This window comes from Gordonia aquimaris (genome assembly GCF_026262595.1).
GTDB classification, from domain to species: domain Bacteria; phylum Actinomycetota; class Actinomycetes; order Mycobacteriales; family Mycobacteriaceae; genus Gordonia; species Gordonia tangerina.
This window is the reverse complement of record NZ_JAPKFM010000018.1, coordinates 102,978-115,492: the sequence shown is the minus strand read 5'-3', so window position 1 is coordinate 115,492 and position 12,515 is coordinate 102,978. Positions and strand designations below refer to the sequence as shown.

Genomic DNA, 12,515 nt, shown 5'->3' with positions numbered 1-12,515 from the left:
TTTCGATACCAGTGAGGTGATCGTGCCGGCCAGCGGCACGTTCACCTCACTCGGCTCGGGGTGAGCCGTCAGGCATCCGCCGATGGATTGGCGTTGGTGCCGCCGTCGGACACCTCGAAGTTCTTCCACTCGCCGTTGTCGAACACCTGCATGGCCACGCCCAGCTGGTCGTCGGGGGCCTCCACGGTCTTCAACCAGTCGTAGGCGCCGGTCGCGTCGGAGAACTCCTTGGTGTCGATGACATCGCCGTCGGCGTTGACCACTCGATACTGCGCCATGCTCGTACTCCTATCGCTCTCGGGTGCTTCCCGTCGGCGCGATGTTCACCACCCGCCGCGTCCCGTCGGGTACCCGGGTGCGCGGACCCTCAACCATCACGCCGGCACCATGTCCGGCGCCGACGTCGGCGCCGGGGTGTATTTCTCCCGGTGGATGTTGCGGCCGGGCATGCGGCGCCGTTTGCAGGCCTTCACCCCGGCATCGACCATGGCGGGCGGACCACACAGGTACGCCGAGTAGCCCCGCAGGGAGTCGAAGTCGGCGAGCACGACGTCGCCGACGTAGCCGTGCCGGCCGAACCCGTCGTCACGACTCAGGCACGGGGTGTAGCGCAGCCCCGGATGCCGTTCGGTCAGCGTCTCCCAGAACTCCACGTCGTAGAGGTCGGACCGATGACGGACGCCGTGATACAGATGGATCTCGCGTTCGGGGTCGAGTTCGAGTGCGTGACGTGCGATCGACTTGAGCGGTGCCAACCCGGTGCCACCGGCCAGCAGGATCATCGGCGCATCCGCCTCGGTGTCGTGCACGAAATCGCCCCACGGGCCGCGCATCTCGATCCGGTGGCCCTGATCGAGCGAGTCGAAGATCCACCGATCGGTGGCCACACCGTCGGGTACCCGGCGGACATGGAACTCCAGACGGTCGGCGCTGCTGGGGGGATTGGCCATCGAGTACTGACGGATATGACCGATGCCGGGCACGGTCACCTCGATGTACTGACCCGCCGAGAAGTCCAGTGGCTCATCGATGCCCACGGTGAGTTCGAGCGTGTCGTCGGCGATCTCGCGCACCTCGTGCACGACGCCGCTCAGGTCGCGCAGTGGATGGCCGGGCCCGGACCCGGCACCGCGCGGAACCTCGATCCGTGCATCCGATGTCGGCGACGATTGGCAGGCGAGGACGAATCCATCGGCCTGCTCGTCGGCGCCGAGCACCGTTTCCGACACGGCCGGCTGCTCGACGTTGCCGGACAACACTTTCACCTTGCAGGTTCCGCACGTGCCCTGGTTGCACGAGTTCGGCAGGTAGACGCCGCTGCGCAGGAACGCGTCCAGCAGGCGCTGTCCGGGAGCGCATGCCACGCTCCGCGGATCCGGGCCGGTCACCTCGACGGTGTGTGACGACATCGTCACACCTCCCACGTCGTGTGCAACGACGTCGGACCACGAAATCCCCATCCCCAGAACTCCACGTCGCCGGCGGTGTCGCGTTCGAGATTCGGGATCGAGTCGAACAGTTCCTCCAGGCCGATCCGGCACACGTGATTGGCGAAATAGATACCGGCGCAGGCATGATTGCCGGCGCCGAACGCCAGGTGGGGTAGCGGTGGTCGGGACAGGTCGTAGTCCGATGGTGCCTCGTACACCGAATGGTCGTGATTGGCCGAACCGTAGGACATCAGTACCACCGAGCCGGCCGGCAGCGCGACGCCCGCGACCTCGACGTCGGCGGTGCTGATCCGGGCGGTCGCCGACCAGATCGGCGACGTCCACCGCATTCCCTCGGAGATCGCCCGCGGGATCAGTCCCGGTTCGTCGACCACCTGTTCCATCTGATCGGGCCGGGTGAACAGGCCGACCAGGGTCGACGCCATCGCGTGGCCGGGTTCCTGCATCGCGCCGAGCAGATAGACGAACAGGGTGGGGTAGATGTAGTCACGCTCGCGGGTCTGCCCCTCGGGCATACCGTCGTGCAGCCAATGGCTGATGGCGCTGTCGTCGGGGTTCTCGATCCAGTTGTCGATCAGCGGGTCGACGATGGCCCGGATCTCCGCTTTCGCCTCGTCACCCTCGCGGAAACCGTCCGGGTTGGTGAACTCCCCGTTCTCGTCGACGCCGGCGTTGGTGAATGACCGCGACAGCTTGTGGAACCACTCGCGCAGCTTGTCCGAACTCACCGACTGCAGACCGAGCAGATCGCCGAGTGCCCGCACCGACACCGGCTCGCAGTACTGCGCGACGAGTTCGGCGCTGCCCTCGTCCTCGAACGTCTCGAGATAGCGGCGTGCGATCGGTCGCACCAGGTCGTCGATCCATCGGTCCACCTCCTGCGGCTGCAGCGCCGGGTCGACCATCGAGCGGAGATCCTTGTGGATTTCGCCGTTGACCCCGATCACCGCCGGGTGGCCGAAGGTGCGCCCGCCGGCCTTGGTGATGATCGCCTCGAAGTCGCCTCTGGTGGCGATCTCCCGGCAGATCTCTGCGGTGCTCGCCACGTAGGAACCCAGAACCGGGACGTAGGCCAGCGGCGCCTCGCTGCGCAGCCGTTCGTAGACGGGGTAGGGATTGCGCTCCAGTTCGGTCATGGTGATCTCGTCGAGCCAGGACACGGTTGCGGTCATCAGCTTCTCCTCGTCGAAGGTCGGCCCGGGGGCCAGGTGTCGACAGACGCTATGCGCAGGTGTGGCGATTGATCCATACCGTTCACGCGGCCCCGAGACGGATCACGCGATCAAGTTGTGATGTGCATCGCATATCGGGGGTTCCATGCGGTAGAACACAAAGACCATGTCCACATCCGAGCAGCCCGTGGGAACCCGGGATTGGGATACAGCGCACCGGGCGGTCGCCGATGTTTATTTCCCGCACGAACTCCGTGCGTTGGACGAACGCGACGAGGTCGACCTGACCTTGCGCACGGTCGAACTCGGGGGCGTCACCATCGGTCGACTCACCTGGGGTGCCGCGGTCTCGATCGAATGCGACTATCCCGGTGCCTACGAGGTCAATGTGCCCATTTCGGGGCGGCTGCACTCGCGGGGGCACCACGACGAATTGGTCTCCGCGCCAGGTCAGGGCACCATCTTCACCGCGGACCAGCCGTCGTTGATCACTCGGTGGACCGCGGACTGTCAGGTGCTCGGCGTGAAGTTCGACGCCGAGCACCTCGAACGCGAGGCCGATCGGATTCGCGTGGCACCGATCCGTCGGCGCCTGTCGCTGCCGCCCCAGATCGACGTCTCCACCGACGCCGGCGCCTCGTGGCTGTCGCTGGTGACCGCGTTGTCGGCGCAGGCCCGCGAGCCGGTCGACCTCTTGGCCAACCCGCTGGTCGGCCCTCAACTGGCCAGCGCGGTGACCACTGCTTTCCTGCTGGCGGTGACCCCGGACTCCGCCGACCCCGACCACCAGATGCGACCGGGCATGGTGAAACGGGTGCTCGACGCGTTGCACGACGACCCGGGACGGCCCTGGACGTTGGCGGAGATGGCGGCGATCGGCGGAACCAGCGTGCGTCGGTTGCAGGAGGCGTTCGCACAATTCGTGGAGAGCTCGCCGACGAGGGCGCTCACCGACATTCGGCTCGATCGCGCACACGCCGACCTGGAGCGCGCCGAGGGCACCGTCGCCGACGCCGCCGCGCGCTGGGGGTTCAGCAGCCCGAGCCGTTTCGCCGCTGCCTACCGCCGCAGATACGGCGCGAGTCCCGCGCAGACGTTGCGAGGTCTGCGCGGAACTCGGTAGCCGGATTGAGTCAGACGGTCCGCCAGGTGGCCACGGCCCAGATGATGACCAGGTCGATCGCGATCACCAGGATCGACCACCACGGGTAATACGGCAGCCACAGGAAGTTGATGATGATCGACAGTGACGCGATACAGATCGCGCCGACCCGTGCCCAGGCGGCGCCGGTGAACAAGCCGATCGCGATGGCGATGGCGAGGATGGCGACCACGATGTGGATCCAACCCCACGCGGTGAGGTCCAACTCGTAGATGTACTGCGGGCCGACGACGAACAGTTCGTCCTCGGCGACAGCCGAGATGCCCTGCAAGAGTTCGAGGATGCCACCGACGAGCAGCAGGATGGCTGCGCCGATGGTGCCGACTGCGGCGAAACCCTGCTGGACCCGGTGGTCGGAGTGTTGAGTGGTCATGACGGTTCGCTTTCTCTCGATGGGTCGGGAGTGATGTCAGGTGACCCCACTGTGCATCGTGGCCGCGATGCCGCATGGTCCGCATCATCCGTTGTGGGTGATTGCGTGAGAGGGTGGTAGACGGCGGGGCGAGTCTTTCGTTCTGCGAACGAGATTGGGGTCTTCATGAGTCTTGCGGCTCGACTGTTACGGACACGGTGGCTGGTGCGCGCACCGATCGTGCTGTTCCGGGCACGGCTGGGCTTCGTGTTCGGCGGTCGGATGTTGTTGCTGGAACACATCGGCCGCAGCTCAGGCGAGTCGCGCTATGTGGTGCTCGAGGCGGTGGAGCGGCCCGATTCGGATCGAGTGGTCGTCGCGTCGGGTTTCGGTACCACGTCGCAGTGGTTCAAGAACCTGCAGGCAGAACCGAACTGTCGCGTCTCCATCGGTCGGCGCCACCGCGTTCGGGCCGTGGCGCGGGTGGTCGATGCTGCCGAAAGGGCCGAGATCGTCGCCCGTTATCGGCGTGATCACCCGAAGGCGTACGCCGAATTGTCCGGCGTCATCGAGGAATCGATCGGTAAGACCATCGATGAGGTGCCCTACGTCGAGCTGACGATGAGCTGACTCAGCAACCGAGTTGGTCGGCCAGGTCGCACAAATCAGTGGCGTGTACGTCGTTGTCGGCGGAACCGGTGTCGTCCTTCTCCTCGCCGCCCCACTCCAGTGGCCGTTCGACGAAGGCGGTGCGCAGGCCGAAAGATCGGGCCGCATCCAGATCACCTTGGTGCGTGGCGACCATCATCACCTCGGCCGGCTCCACTTCGAACAATGCGGCAAGGCCGCAGTAGGTTTCCCGTGCCGGCTTGTAGTGACCCCACAGATCCGAACCGCCCACGAAGTCCCAGTCGAATCCGTTGTGTCTGGCCATGTCGGTCAGCAGCGCGACGGTGCCATTGCTCAGGGCGCAGACGACGAAGCGTCCCTTGAGCCGGCGGATCCCCGGCGCCGCATCGGGCCAACCGGGGATGGTGCGCCAGGCGCGCACCAGCGATGTCGACGCGGCTTCGGTGAGGGCGACGCCGAACTGGTCGGCCACCTCGTGCAGCGTCTCGGTTTGCAGGTCGTCGAGCCGTCGCCAGCCGATTTCGCCGGATTCCACCCGAGCCAGGATGGGGCCGTAGCGACGGCGCCACTCCCGCGCGAATGCACCCGCGTCGAGGCCGGGGATCGTCGCCCGGACCGCGCCGGAGATGCCGGTGAACCAATCGGTGACGGTGCCGAAGGTGTCGAAGGCCAGGACCCGGACGCCGTCCACCGGGGACCGGGTCACGTGGGTTCGGAGGCCAGCTGCGGCAGCGAATGATCCTCGGCGAACGCGGCGTCGCCGTGCGAGACCGGGGTGAGCGTCAACAGGCTCGCCTCTGGCCGGCAGCAGAACCGCGCAGGTGCATATGGCGACGTTCCGAGACCAGCACTGACGTGCAGTTTCATCGATGTACCCCAGTTGGAGACACCCTTGACGCGGGAGCGATCCAGCTCGCAATTGGTGACCAGGGCCCCGACGAACGGCAGGCACAGCTGACCGCCGTGCGTGTGACCGGCCATGACCAGGTCGTAACCGTCGGCGGCGAACCGGTCCAATACGCGCGGTTCGGGAGAGTGGGTCAACCCCAGCCGCAGATGCGCCAGCGGGTTGGGACGGCCGGCGACGGTCTCGTAGCGGTCGCGTTCGATGTGCGGGTCGTCGACGCCGGCCGCCACCACGCGCACCCCGCCGACCTCGAGTTCGCGGACCGTGTGCGTGGCGTCGAGCCAGCCGCGCTCGGTGAACGCCGCACGCAGATCCTGCCAGGGCAGCGGCTGGCCGAACGACCGGGTGTGGTCGGTCTTGAAGTATTGGAACGGGTTCTTGGGCTTCGGACCGAAGTAGTCGTTGGAGCCGAACACGAACAGCCCGGGCCGCGACAGCAGGCCACCGAGCGACTGGATCACCGACGGCACCGCCTGCGGATGGGCGAGGTTGTCGCCGGTGTTGATCACCAGGTCCGGCTCCAGCGCCTCCAGCTCGGACACCCACGCCTGCTTGAGGCGCTGGTTGGGCATCATGTGCAGGTCGCTGATGTGCAGGACGCGCAGCGGCGCGGCGCCCGGCTCCAGTACGGCGAGCGTGTTGTGCCGCAACGTGAATGCGTTGCGCTCGATCACCGTCGAATAGAAGAGACCCGCAGCCGCCAGACCGGCCAGACCCCCGAGTGTCGGGGCAGCCGCGACGCGGCGGGTGAGGGCGTTGTCGAGGTGAGCCATTCACCCAGGATACGCAGATCCGGGTGTGGCCCGCCGCCGGGTTTTGTCCCTACCCGCCGGTCAGCCCGGGAGTTGGATCACCACCGGGCCCACGCCGGGTACCTCCACCGTCGTCTCCGTCGGTCCCTGGCCGTCGTCGTCGCGTCGCCCGTTGCTCACATAGATGGTCACCACACTGCCGGGCATCGCCGAGTCCGACGGCGCGGTGAACACCACCGTGCCCTGCGGGCGGTTGCTGTCCACATCGAGCTGGTTGACCTTGAAGCCGGCGGCCTGCAGCCGGGAGGTCGCCGCACTGGCGGTGAGTCCGCTGACCTTCGGGATGCGGCCGCGATCGCTGCCGCGCATGTACCGAGGATCGGTCGGTGGCAGTTTCACCGGCCCGAACTTGGTGGCCACCGGCTTGATGGCCTGATACCAGGTGCGGGCGGGCTCCATGCCGCCGTACAGGTTGCCGTCGTAGCACTGGCGCAACGGGCTGCTGCAGATACCGGTCGGGTTCGGGCCGTCGTTGTAGACGTAGGCCGAGCCGGCGATGTTGTTGGTGAAGCCGATGAACGCCGAGGAGCGATGGGCCTCGGTGGTGCCGGTCTTGCCCGACATCGGCAACGTCCAGCCCTGCGAACCGGCCGCCGCGGCTGCGGTACCACCGGCGCGATCGTCGTGGCTCATCGCATTGGCCAGCGTGTTCGCCAGTCCTTCTTCGACTACTTGTTCGCAGGAAGGAGCGGTGAACGGGATCGCGGTGAGCGCTGGCTCCCCCTCCGGGGTCATCACCGGATTGCCGTATGCGTCGCGCTTGATCCGGCTGATCGATGCGATCGGGTTCGGCGGGCACCAGGTGCCGCCGGAGGCGAGGGTGGCCGCGACGTTGGACAGTTCCAGCCCGTTGATCGGCAGCGGGCCGAGCGTGAACGAACCGAAGTTCCCGTCCTTGACGTACTGCGCCATGCTCTTGTCGCCGTAGCCCGACGAGCCCGGGACCGTGTACGAGCGCAGGCCCAGACGCACCGCCATGTCGACTGCCGGCTTCACTCCGACTTCCTGCAGCAACTTCACAAACGCCGTGTTCGGCGATTGCGCCAGCGCCTGGGTCACCGACAACGAGGCGGGATAGCGGCCGTCGTTGCGGACGCAATACGACTCCTCCGGGCAACCGGGGGTGTCACTGTTACCCATGCCCTCCACCGCGACGAAGCCCGGCACCGGGATGTTCGACGCGACGCCGAGGCCTTTCTCCATGGCGGCGGCGGTGGTGAAGATCTTGAACACCGAACCGGCGCCGTCGCCGACCATCGAGAACGGCTGCGGCTGCACGGTCTGGCCTCGCTTGAGATTGAGACCGTAGTCGCGACTCGACGCCATCGCGAGGATGTCGTGGGTCTCCTTGCCCGGCCGGATCGCGCTCATCACGTCGGCGACACCTTCGGCGTCAGGGGAGGCCTGCGCCCGCACCGCACGCACGGTGGACCGCTGCACCTGCGGGTCCAGGGTGGTGCGGATGATGTAACCGCCGCGCATCACCGAGTCGCGAGACATGCCGTTTTCGGCGAGGAACTGCAGCGCGTAGTCGCAGAAGAACCCGTTGGCGTCGGCCGCGATGCAGCCCTGCATGGGGGTGCGCGGGCTGGGTAGTACCCCGAGGGGAGCCGCCTTGGCCGCCACGAGTTCGTCCCGGCGATTGGGGAAGTTCTCGATCATCGTGTCGATGACGGTGTTGCGGCGATTGGTCGCCGCCTCCGGGTTGGTGTAGGGATCGAGCGCCGAACTCGACTGCACCATGCCCGCCAGCAGTGCCGACTGCGGGACGTCGAGGTCCTTGGCGTGCTTGCCGAAGTAGGTCTGTGCCGCGGCCTCGATGCCGTAGGAGTTGTTGCCGAAGGGCACCACGTTCAGATACCGCGTGACGATCTGCTTCTTGGCCTCCTGCTTGGCGGCGGCATCGTCGAGCCCTTTGTCGCGTTTGGCCTGATCGATGAGCGACTGCTCCATCGTCAACGCCATCCGGACCTCACGCAGTTTGCGGGCCGGGGTGGTCTCGATGGCGGCCTGGCGGTCGGCTTCGGTGCGCGCGAGGACCAGCAGCTGATAGTTCTTGATGTACTGCTGGTCCAGTGTGGAGGCGCCTTGCTGCACCTCGCCCGACGACGAGTTCTTCAGCGCCGCCCGGATCGTGCCCTTCCAGTCGACGCCGTCGTGTTCGAGGAATCGTCGGTCCTCGATCGAGATGATCGCGCGGATCATGTCCGGCGAGATGTCGTTGTACCCGACCTGATAGCGGTACTGGTCGTACAGCAGGGCGATGGGGTTGCCAGCCGAATCGGTCATCGTGGTGACCTCCGGCAGGGTGCCGTTGAGCAACTCGGAGGACACATTCTCGACGGCGGCGGCCGCACGGTTGGACATGACGCCCAGTCCGCTGGCCACGGGATACAACAATCCGGCCACCAGGACACCGGCCAACAGGCAGGCGCCGGCCAGTGACCACAGCTTCTTCGACTTCGGCACACGCACAGGATACGTGCGATGTGCGCGAAGCCGGCTGAGCGCGCGCCACCAAAAGGTCGCGAGCCGGTCACGACCGAGCCTCATCGCACACATTGCTTGTGACCTGCGCAGATCGTCCCGGTTTGCACGATGGTGCCATTTTCTTTGCCCCAGGGCTTGCGTCGTGATGCACAGATCCTTAAATTGAGTGCAGAATGTGACTCACTTAACAGTCACCCCGAAGTTGTGAACCGCAACCAGCGTTTCGGTTAACGACGAGTGGATCGGGTGGACCGGGTGAGGGCATTCGGGTCAGGACCGTCGGGCGGCGCAGCAGCGCCGAAAGGGTCCGACGAGACGCAACGACAGACAGGGGTCGGCGGATGGCGATAGCGGCAGTTTCCACCGGAGATGACGCTCGATTGATGTGGGTGTCACAAGCGCGATGCCGGGGAGGGAACCCCGATGACCTGTTCGTCCGCGGCGCGGCCCAGCGTAAGGCCGCCACGATCTGCCGGCATTGCCCGGTCCAGCTCGAGTGCGGCGCGGACGCTCTCGACAACCGGGTGGAGTTCGGTGTGTGGGGCGGCATGACCGAGCGTCAGCGGCGGGCGTTGCTCCGGCAGCACCCGGAGGTCACCTCGTGGGCGCAGTTCTTCGAGGCTCAGCGACGGAGGCACCGCGCCGACGCGGTGTGAGTCGCGGACGATCAGCAGGCATGGCCGACCCGAATGGGTCGGCCATCGTCGTTTACTCAGCCACGACTGGTGATCTGCTCGGCGACCGCCCGCAGCGCGACCACGTCGGCGACTTCGAAGGGCAGTGACGGAACCCCGACGATCGGCACCGTCGGGTGTGCGGCGGTGAAGCGCTGCAGCAGGTGCAACTCCCGCTTGCCGGTGGAGGCGCGTTCGGCGTGGATCTCGAGCACCCCGCGGGTGAGCTCGTCGTCCACGGTCTCCAGCGCGGCCTGCGCCGACGCCTCGGAGATGGACGTCAGATTCGGGTGGGTGCGGTTGAGGATGAGCCCGGCCAGCGGCATCCTTTCCTCGGAGAGTCGGTCGACGAAGAAGGCGGCCTCGCGCAGCGCGTCGGGTTCGGCCGCGGCCACCACGGCGAACTGGGTGCCCGGTTGTTTGAGCAGTTCGTAGGTCTTGGTGGCCCGGTCCTGGAAGCCGCCGAACATCGAGTCCAGTGACTGCACGAAGGTCGCGACGTCGCGCAACATGTCGCCGCCGATGATGGTGGAGACACCGCGCATCGCCAGGCTCATCGCGCCGGTGACCATGCGTCCAACCCCGCGTCCGCCGCCGACCAGCATCTTCATCAGCCGCCCGGAGAGAAATGACCCGAGGCGCTGCGGGGCGTCGAGGAAGTCCAGGGCATTGCGCGATGGCGGGGTGTCGACGACGATCAGGTCCCATCGCTCCAGCTCGATCAGCTTGCCGAGCTTCTCCATCGCCATGTACTCCTGCGTGCCGGAGAACGACGACGCCATCGTCTGATAAAAGGAGTTCTCCATGATCGCCGAGGCGCGATCGGGTGAGGAGTATTCGAGCACCATCTCGTCGAAGGTGCGCCGCATGTCCAGCATCATCGCGTCCAGTGAGCCGGCACCCTCGCCGAGGCCGACGTTCACCGGCTGCGGATCATTGGTGAGCTCGGACATCCCCAGCGACTGGGCGAGGCGGCGTGCCGGGTCGATGGTCAGCACCGCCACCTTGCGACCGTGTTCGGCCGCATACATCGCCATCGCCGCAGCGGTGGTCGTCTTGCCCACGCCGCCGGCGCCGCAGCAGATCACCACCCGCGTCGCAGGGTCGGTGAGCACCGAGGCCATCTTCAGATCGAGCGGCATTAGTCAGGCACCTGCCTTCTGCAAGAGATTGGCGAGCTCGTAGATCGACCCCAGATCGATGCCATCGCCGAGTGCCGGCAACTCCAGAGTCGGCAGCTCCACCTCGTCGAGTTGGGCTTTGGCGACCTGCTGGGCTTGCAGGCGGGAGGCGTGCTCGATGGTCTCGGTCAGCAATCCGGACAGATCGCCGTCGGCGAGATGCAGACCGGCCGCCTGCAGGTGTTCGAGCACGCGGGGTGCATCGATGGTGCCTTCGGCGATTTCGTCGATCGACCCCGGCGGCAGGTGGGTGGGACTGACGCGGTTGATGATGAGGGTGCCCACGGTGAGATTCTTCGCGTGGAGTTCGTCGACGGCCTCGATCGTCTCCTGCATGGGCATCGCCTCGAGGAGCGTGACGAGGTGGATCACCGTGTCCTCGGAGTGCAGCAGTTTCACCACACCGTCGCTCTGATTGCGGATCGGTCCGGTCTTGGCAAGGTCGGCCATCGCCTGGGTGACGTCGAGGAAGTTGCCGATCCGGCCGGTCGGCGGCGCATCGACCACCACCGCGTCATACACCCGACGCCCCTGCTTGTCGGTGTGGATGATGCGCTCTTTGATCTTGCCGGTGATCAACACATCACGCAGGCCCGGCGCGATGGTGGTGACGAAGTCGATCGCACCGATCCGTTTCATCGCGCGCCCGGCGAAACCGAGGTTATAGAACATGTCGAGGTACTCGAGCAGCGCGTGTTCGATGTCGATGGCCAACGCCGAGACCTCGCCGCCGCCGGAGGCCGTCGCGATCTTGGTGTCGGTAGGCGGCAGCGGCGGGATGTCGAAGAGCTGAGCGATGCCCTGGCGGCCCTCGCATTCCACCAACAACACCTTCTTGCCGTCGGCGGCCAGCGCAAGCGCCAGCGCCGCCGCGACCGTGGTCTTGCCGGTGCCCCCCTTGCCCGACACGAAATGCAGTCGCGCCCGTCCGGCGGACTGGGGCCATTCGTTGGTGTGCCCGGCTTCGTCGGGCGGTGTCTCGTTCACCACCGCATCACCATATCGACAACGACGTACCCATTAGGCTCTAGTCCATGAGTGAATCGACCGCTTGGGAATACGCAACGGTGCCCCTGCTGACGCACGCGACGAAGCAGATCCTCGATCAGTGGGGAGCCGACGGCTGGGAACTGGTGACAGTCTTGCCCGGGCCGACCGGTGAGCAGCACGTCGCCTACCTGAAGCGTCCGAAGGGCTGACCGATGACAACGACGTGGTCGCAGCGGCTGGCCGAACTGGGCATCACGCTGCCCCAGGTGGTCACGCCGGCGGGTAGCTATGTGCCCGCCGTGCGTACCGGAAATCTCGTCTACACCGCGGGTCAGCTCCCGATCATCGACGGCAAGCTCGACGTCGCCGGCAAGGTGCACGAGGGTGCCGAGGGGGTCGTCGACCCCGACCAGGCCAACCGGGCGGCTCGGCAGTGCGCGCTCAACGCGCTCGCCGCGGTCGACGGACTCGTCGGCATCGACGCCGTCGTGCGGATCGTCAAGGTCGTCGGCTTCGTCGCCTCGGCCCCCGGTTTCACCGGCCAACCCGCCGTCATCAACGGCGCGTCGGACCTGCTCGGCGAGATCTTCGGCGATGCCGGTGTGCACGCCCGCTCGGCGGTCGGTGTGGCCGAGTTGCCGTTGGGCTCCTCGGTCGAGGTCGAGATGATCGTCGAGGTCTCCTGACCCGTCCG

General features: G+C 66.6%; 14 protein-coding genes. 5 read left to right on the top strand and 9 right to left on the bottom strand.

Going from position 1 to position 12,515, the window contains the following annotated elements; translation table 11 throughout:
- Positions 1-68: 68 nt before the first annotated feature.
- From OSB52_RS16780 to OSB52_RS16770, 3 genes are all read right to left on the bottom strand, one after another.
- On the bottom strand, positions 69-278 hold the full coding sequence (locus OSB52_RS16780; protein ID WP_235721746.1) for a hypothetical protein: 210 nt from the start codon (positions 276-278) through the stop codon (positions 69-71).
- A gap of 96 nt (positions 279-374) precedes the next feature.
- A complete protein-coding gene (locus tag OSB52_RS16775; protein WP_266062787.1) occupies positions 375-1,409 on the bottom strand; it encodes a 2Fe-2S iron-sulfur cluster-binding protein in 1,035 nt (344 codons plus the stop codon).
- A gap of 2 nt (positions 1,410-1,411) precedes the next feature.
- Positions 1,412-2,623 carry a cytochrome P450 gene (locus tag OSB52_RS16770; protein WP_266062786.1) on the bottom strand — a complete coding sequence of 404 codons (1,212 nt, stop codon included), beginning with the start codon at positions 2,621-2,623 and terminating at the stop codon, positions 1,412-1,414.
- Between the two features lie 166 nt (positions 2,624-2,789).
- Between OSB52_RS16770 and OSB52_RS16765 the strand changes: the two genes are divergently transcribed.
- On the top strand, positions 2,790-3,746 hold the full coding sequence (locus OSB52_RS16765) for an AraC family transcriptional regulator (protein ID WP_266062785.1): 957 nt from the start codon (positions 2,790-2,792) through the stop codon (positions 3,744-3,746).
- Positions 3,747-3,756: 10 nt separating this feature from the next.
- Here the strand turns inward: OSB52_RS16765 and OSB52_RS16760 are convergent, their stop codons facing one another.
- Positions 3,757-4,158 (bottom strand): DUF7144 family membrane protein, encoded by a 402-nt coding sequence (locus OSB52_RS16760; RefSeq protein WP_266062784.1) that lies wholly within the window; start codon positions 4,156-4,158, stop codon positions 3,757-3,759.
- Positions 4,159-4,323: 165 nt separating this feature from the next.
- Between OSB52_RS16760 and OSB52_RS16755 the strand changes: the two genes are divergently transcribed.
- Complete coding sequence (locus tag OSB52_RS16755) at positions 4,324-4,767, top strand: nitroreductase family deazaflavin-dependent oxidoreductase (protein WP_266062783.1); 444 nt, start codon at positions 4,324-4,326, stop codon at positions 4,765-4,767.
- A gap of 1 nt (position 4,768) precedes the next feature.
- On the opposite strand, the gene OSB52_RS16750 is transcribed toward OSB52_RS16755, so the two are convergent.
- Genes OSB52_RS16750 through OSB52_RS16740 form a run of 3 tightly spaced genes read right to left on the bottom strand, consistent with a single transcriptional unit; the run spans position 4,769 to position 8,955 of the window.
- On the bottom strand, positions 4,769-5,473 hold the full coding sequence (locus tag OSB52_RS16750; RefSeq protein WP_235721752.1) for a haloacid dehalogenase type II: 705 nt from the start codon (positions 5,471-5,473) through the stop codon (positions 4,769-4,771).
- Positions 5,470-6,447 carry a metallophosphoesterase gene (locus OSB52_RS16745; RefSeq protein ID WP_235721753.1) on the bottom strand — a complete coding sequence of 326 codons (978 nt, stop codon included), beginning with the start codon at positions 6,445-6,447 and terminating at the stop codon, positions 5,470-5,472. The genes OSB52_RS16750 and OSB52_RS16745 overlap by 4 nt, the downstream gene beginning before the upstream one ends.
- Positions 6,448-6,507: 60 nt before the next feature.
- Positions 6,508-8,955: a penicillin-binding protein gene (locus OSB52_RS16740; protein WP_266062782.1), complete on the bottom strand. Its 2,448-nt coding sequence runs from the start codon at positions 8,953-8,955 to the stop codon at positions 6,508-6,510.
- A 362-nt stretch (positions 8,956-9,317) separates the two neighbouring features.
- Here OSB52_RS16740 and OSB52_RS16735 point away from each other — a divergent pair, with 362 nt between their 5' ends.
- Positions 9,318-9,632 (top strand): WhiB family transcriptional regulator, encoded by a 315-nt coding sequence (locus tag OSB52_RS16735; RefSeq protein WP_160903936.1) that lies wholly within the window; start codon positions 9,318-9,320, stop codon positions 9,630-9,632.
- Positions 9,633-9,688: 56 nt separating this feature from the next.
- On the opposite strand, the gene bagB is transcribed toward OSB52_RS16735, so the two are convergent.
- Both bagB and bagA read right to left on the bottom strand, forming a co-directional pair.
- Entirely contained in the window at positions 9,689-10,792 is a 1,104-nt protein-coding gene (gene bagB / locus OSB52_RS16730) for an ArsA family ATPase (RefSeq protein ID WP_266062781.1), read from the bottom strand.
- A gap of 3 nt (positions 10,793-10,795) precedes the next feature.
- Positions 10,796-11,821 carry an ATPase BagA gene (gene bagA, locus OSB52_RS16725; RefSeq protein WP_266062780.1) on the bottom strand — a complete coding sequence of 342 codons (1,026 nt, stop codon included), beginning with the start codon at positions 11,819-11,821 and terminating at the stop codon, positions 10,796-10,798.
- A gap of 44 nt (positions 11,822-11,865) precedes the next feature.
- Between bagA and sp36 the strand changes: the two genes are divergently transcribed.
- Together sp36 and OSB52_RS16715 are read left to right on the top strand one after the other, a co-directional pair.
- Positions 11,866-12,030 (top strand): Sp36 family protein, encoded by a 165-nt coding sequence (sp36, locus tag OSB52_RS16720; protein ID WP_235721757.1) that lies wholly within the window; start codon positions 11,866-11,868, stop codon positions 12,028-12,030.
- A 3-nt stretch (positions 12,031-12,033) separates the two neighbouring features.
- The gene (locus OSB52_RS16715) at positions 12,034-12,507 is read left to right on the top strand and encodes a RidA family protein (protein WP_266062779.1); all 474 of its coding nucleotides are present in this window, start codon (positions 12,034-12,036) and stop codon (positions 12,505-12,507) included.
- Positions 12,508-12,515 lie beyond the last annotated feature (8 nt).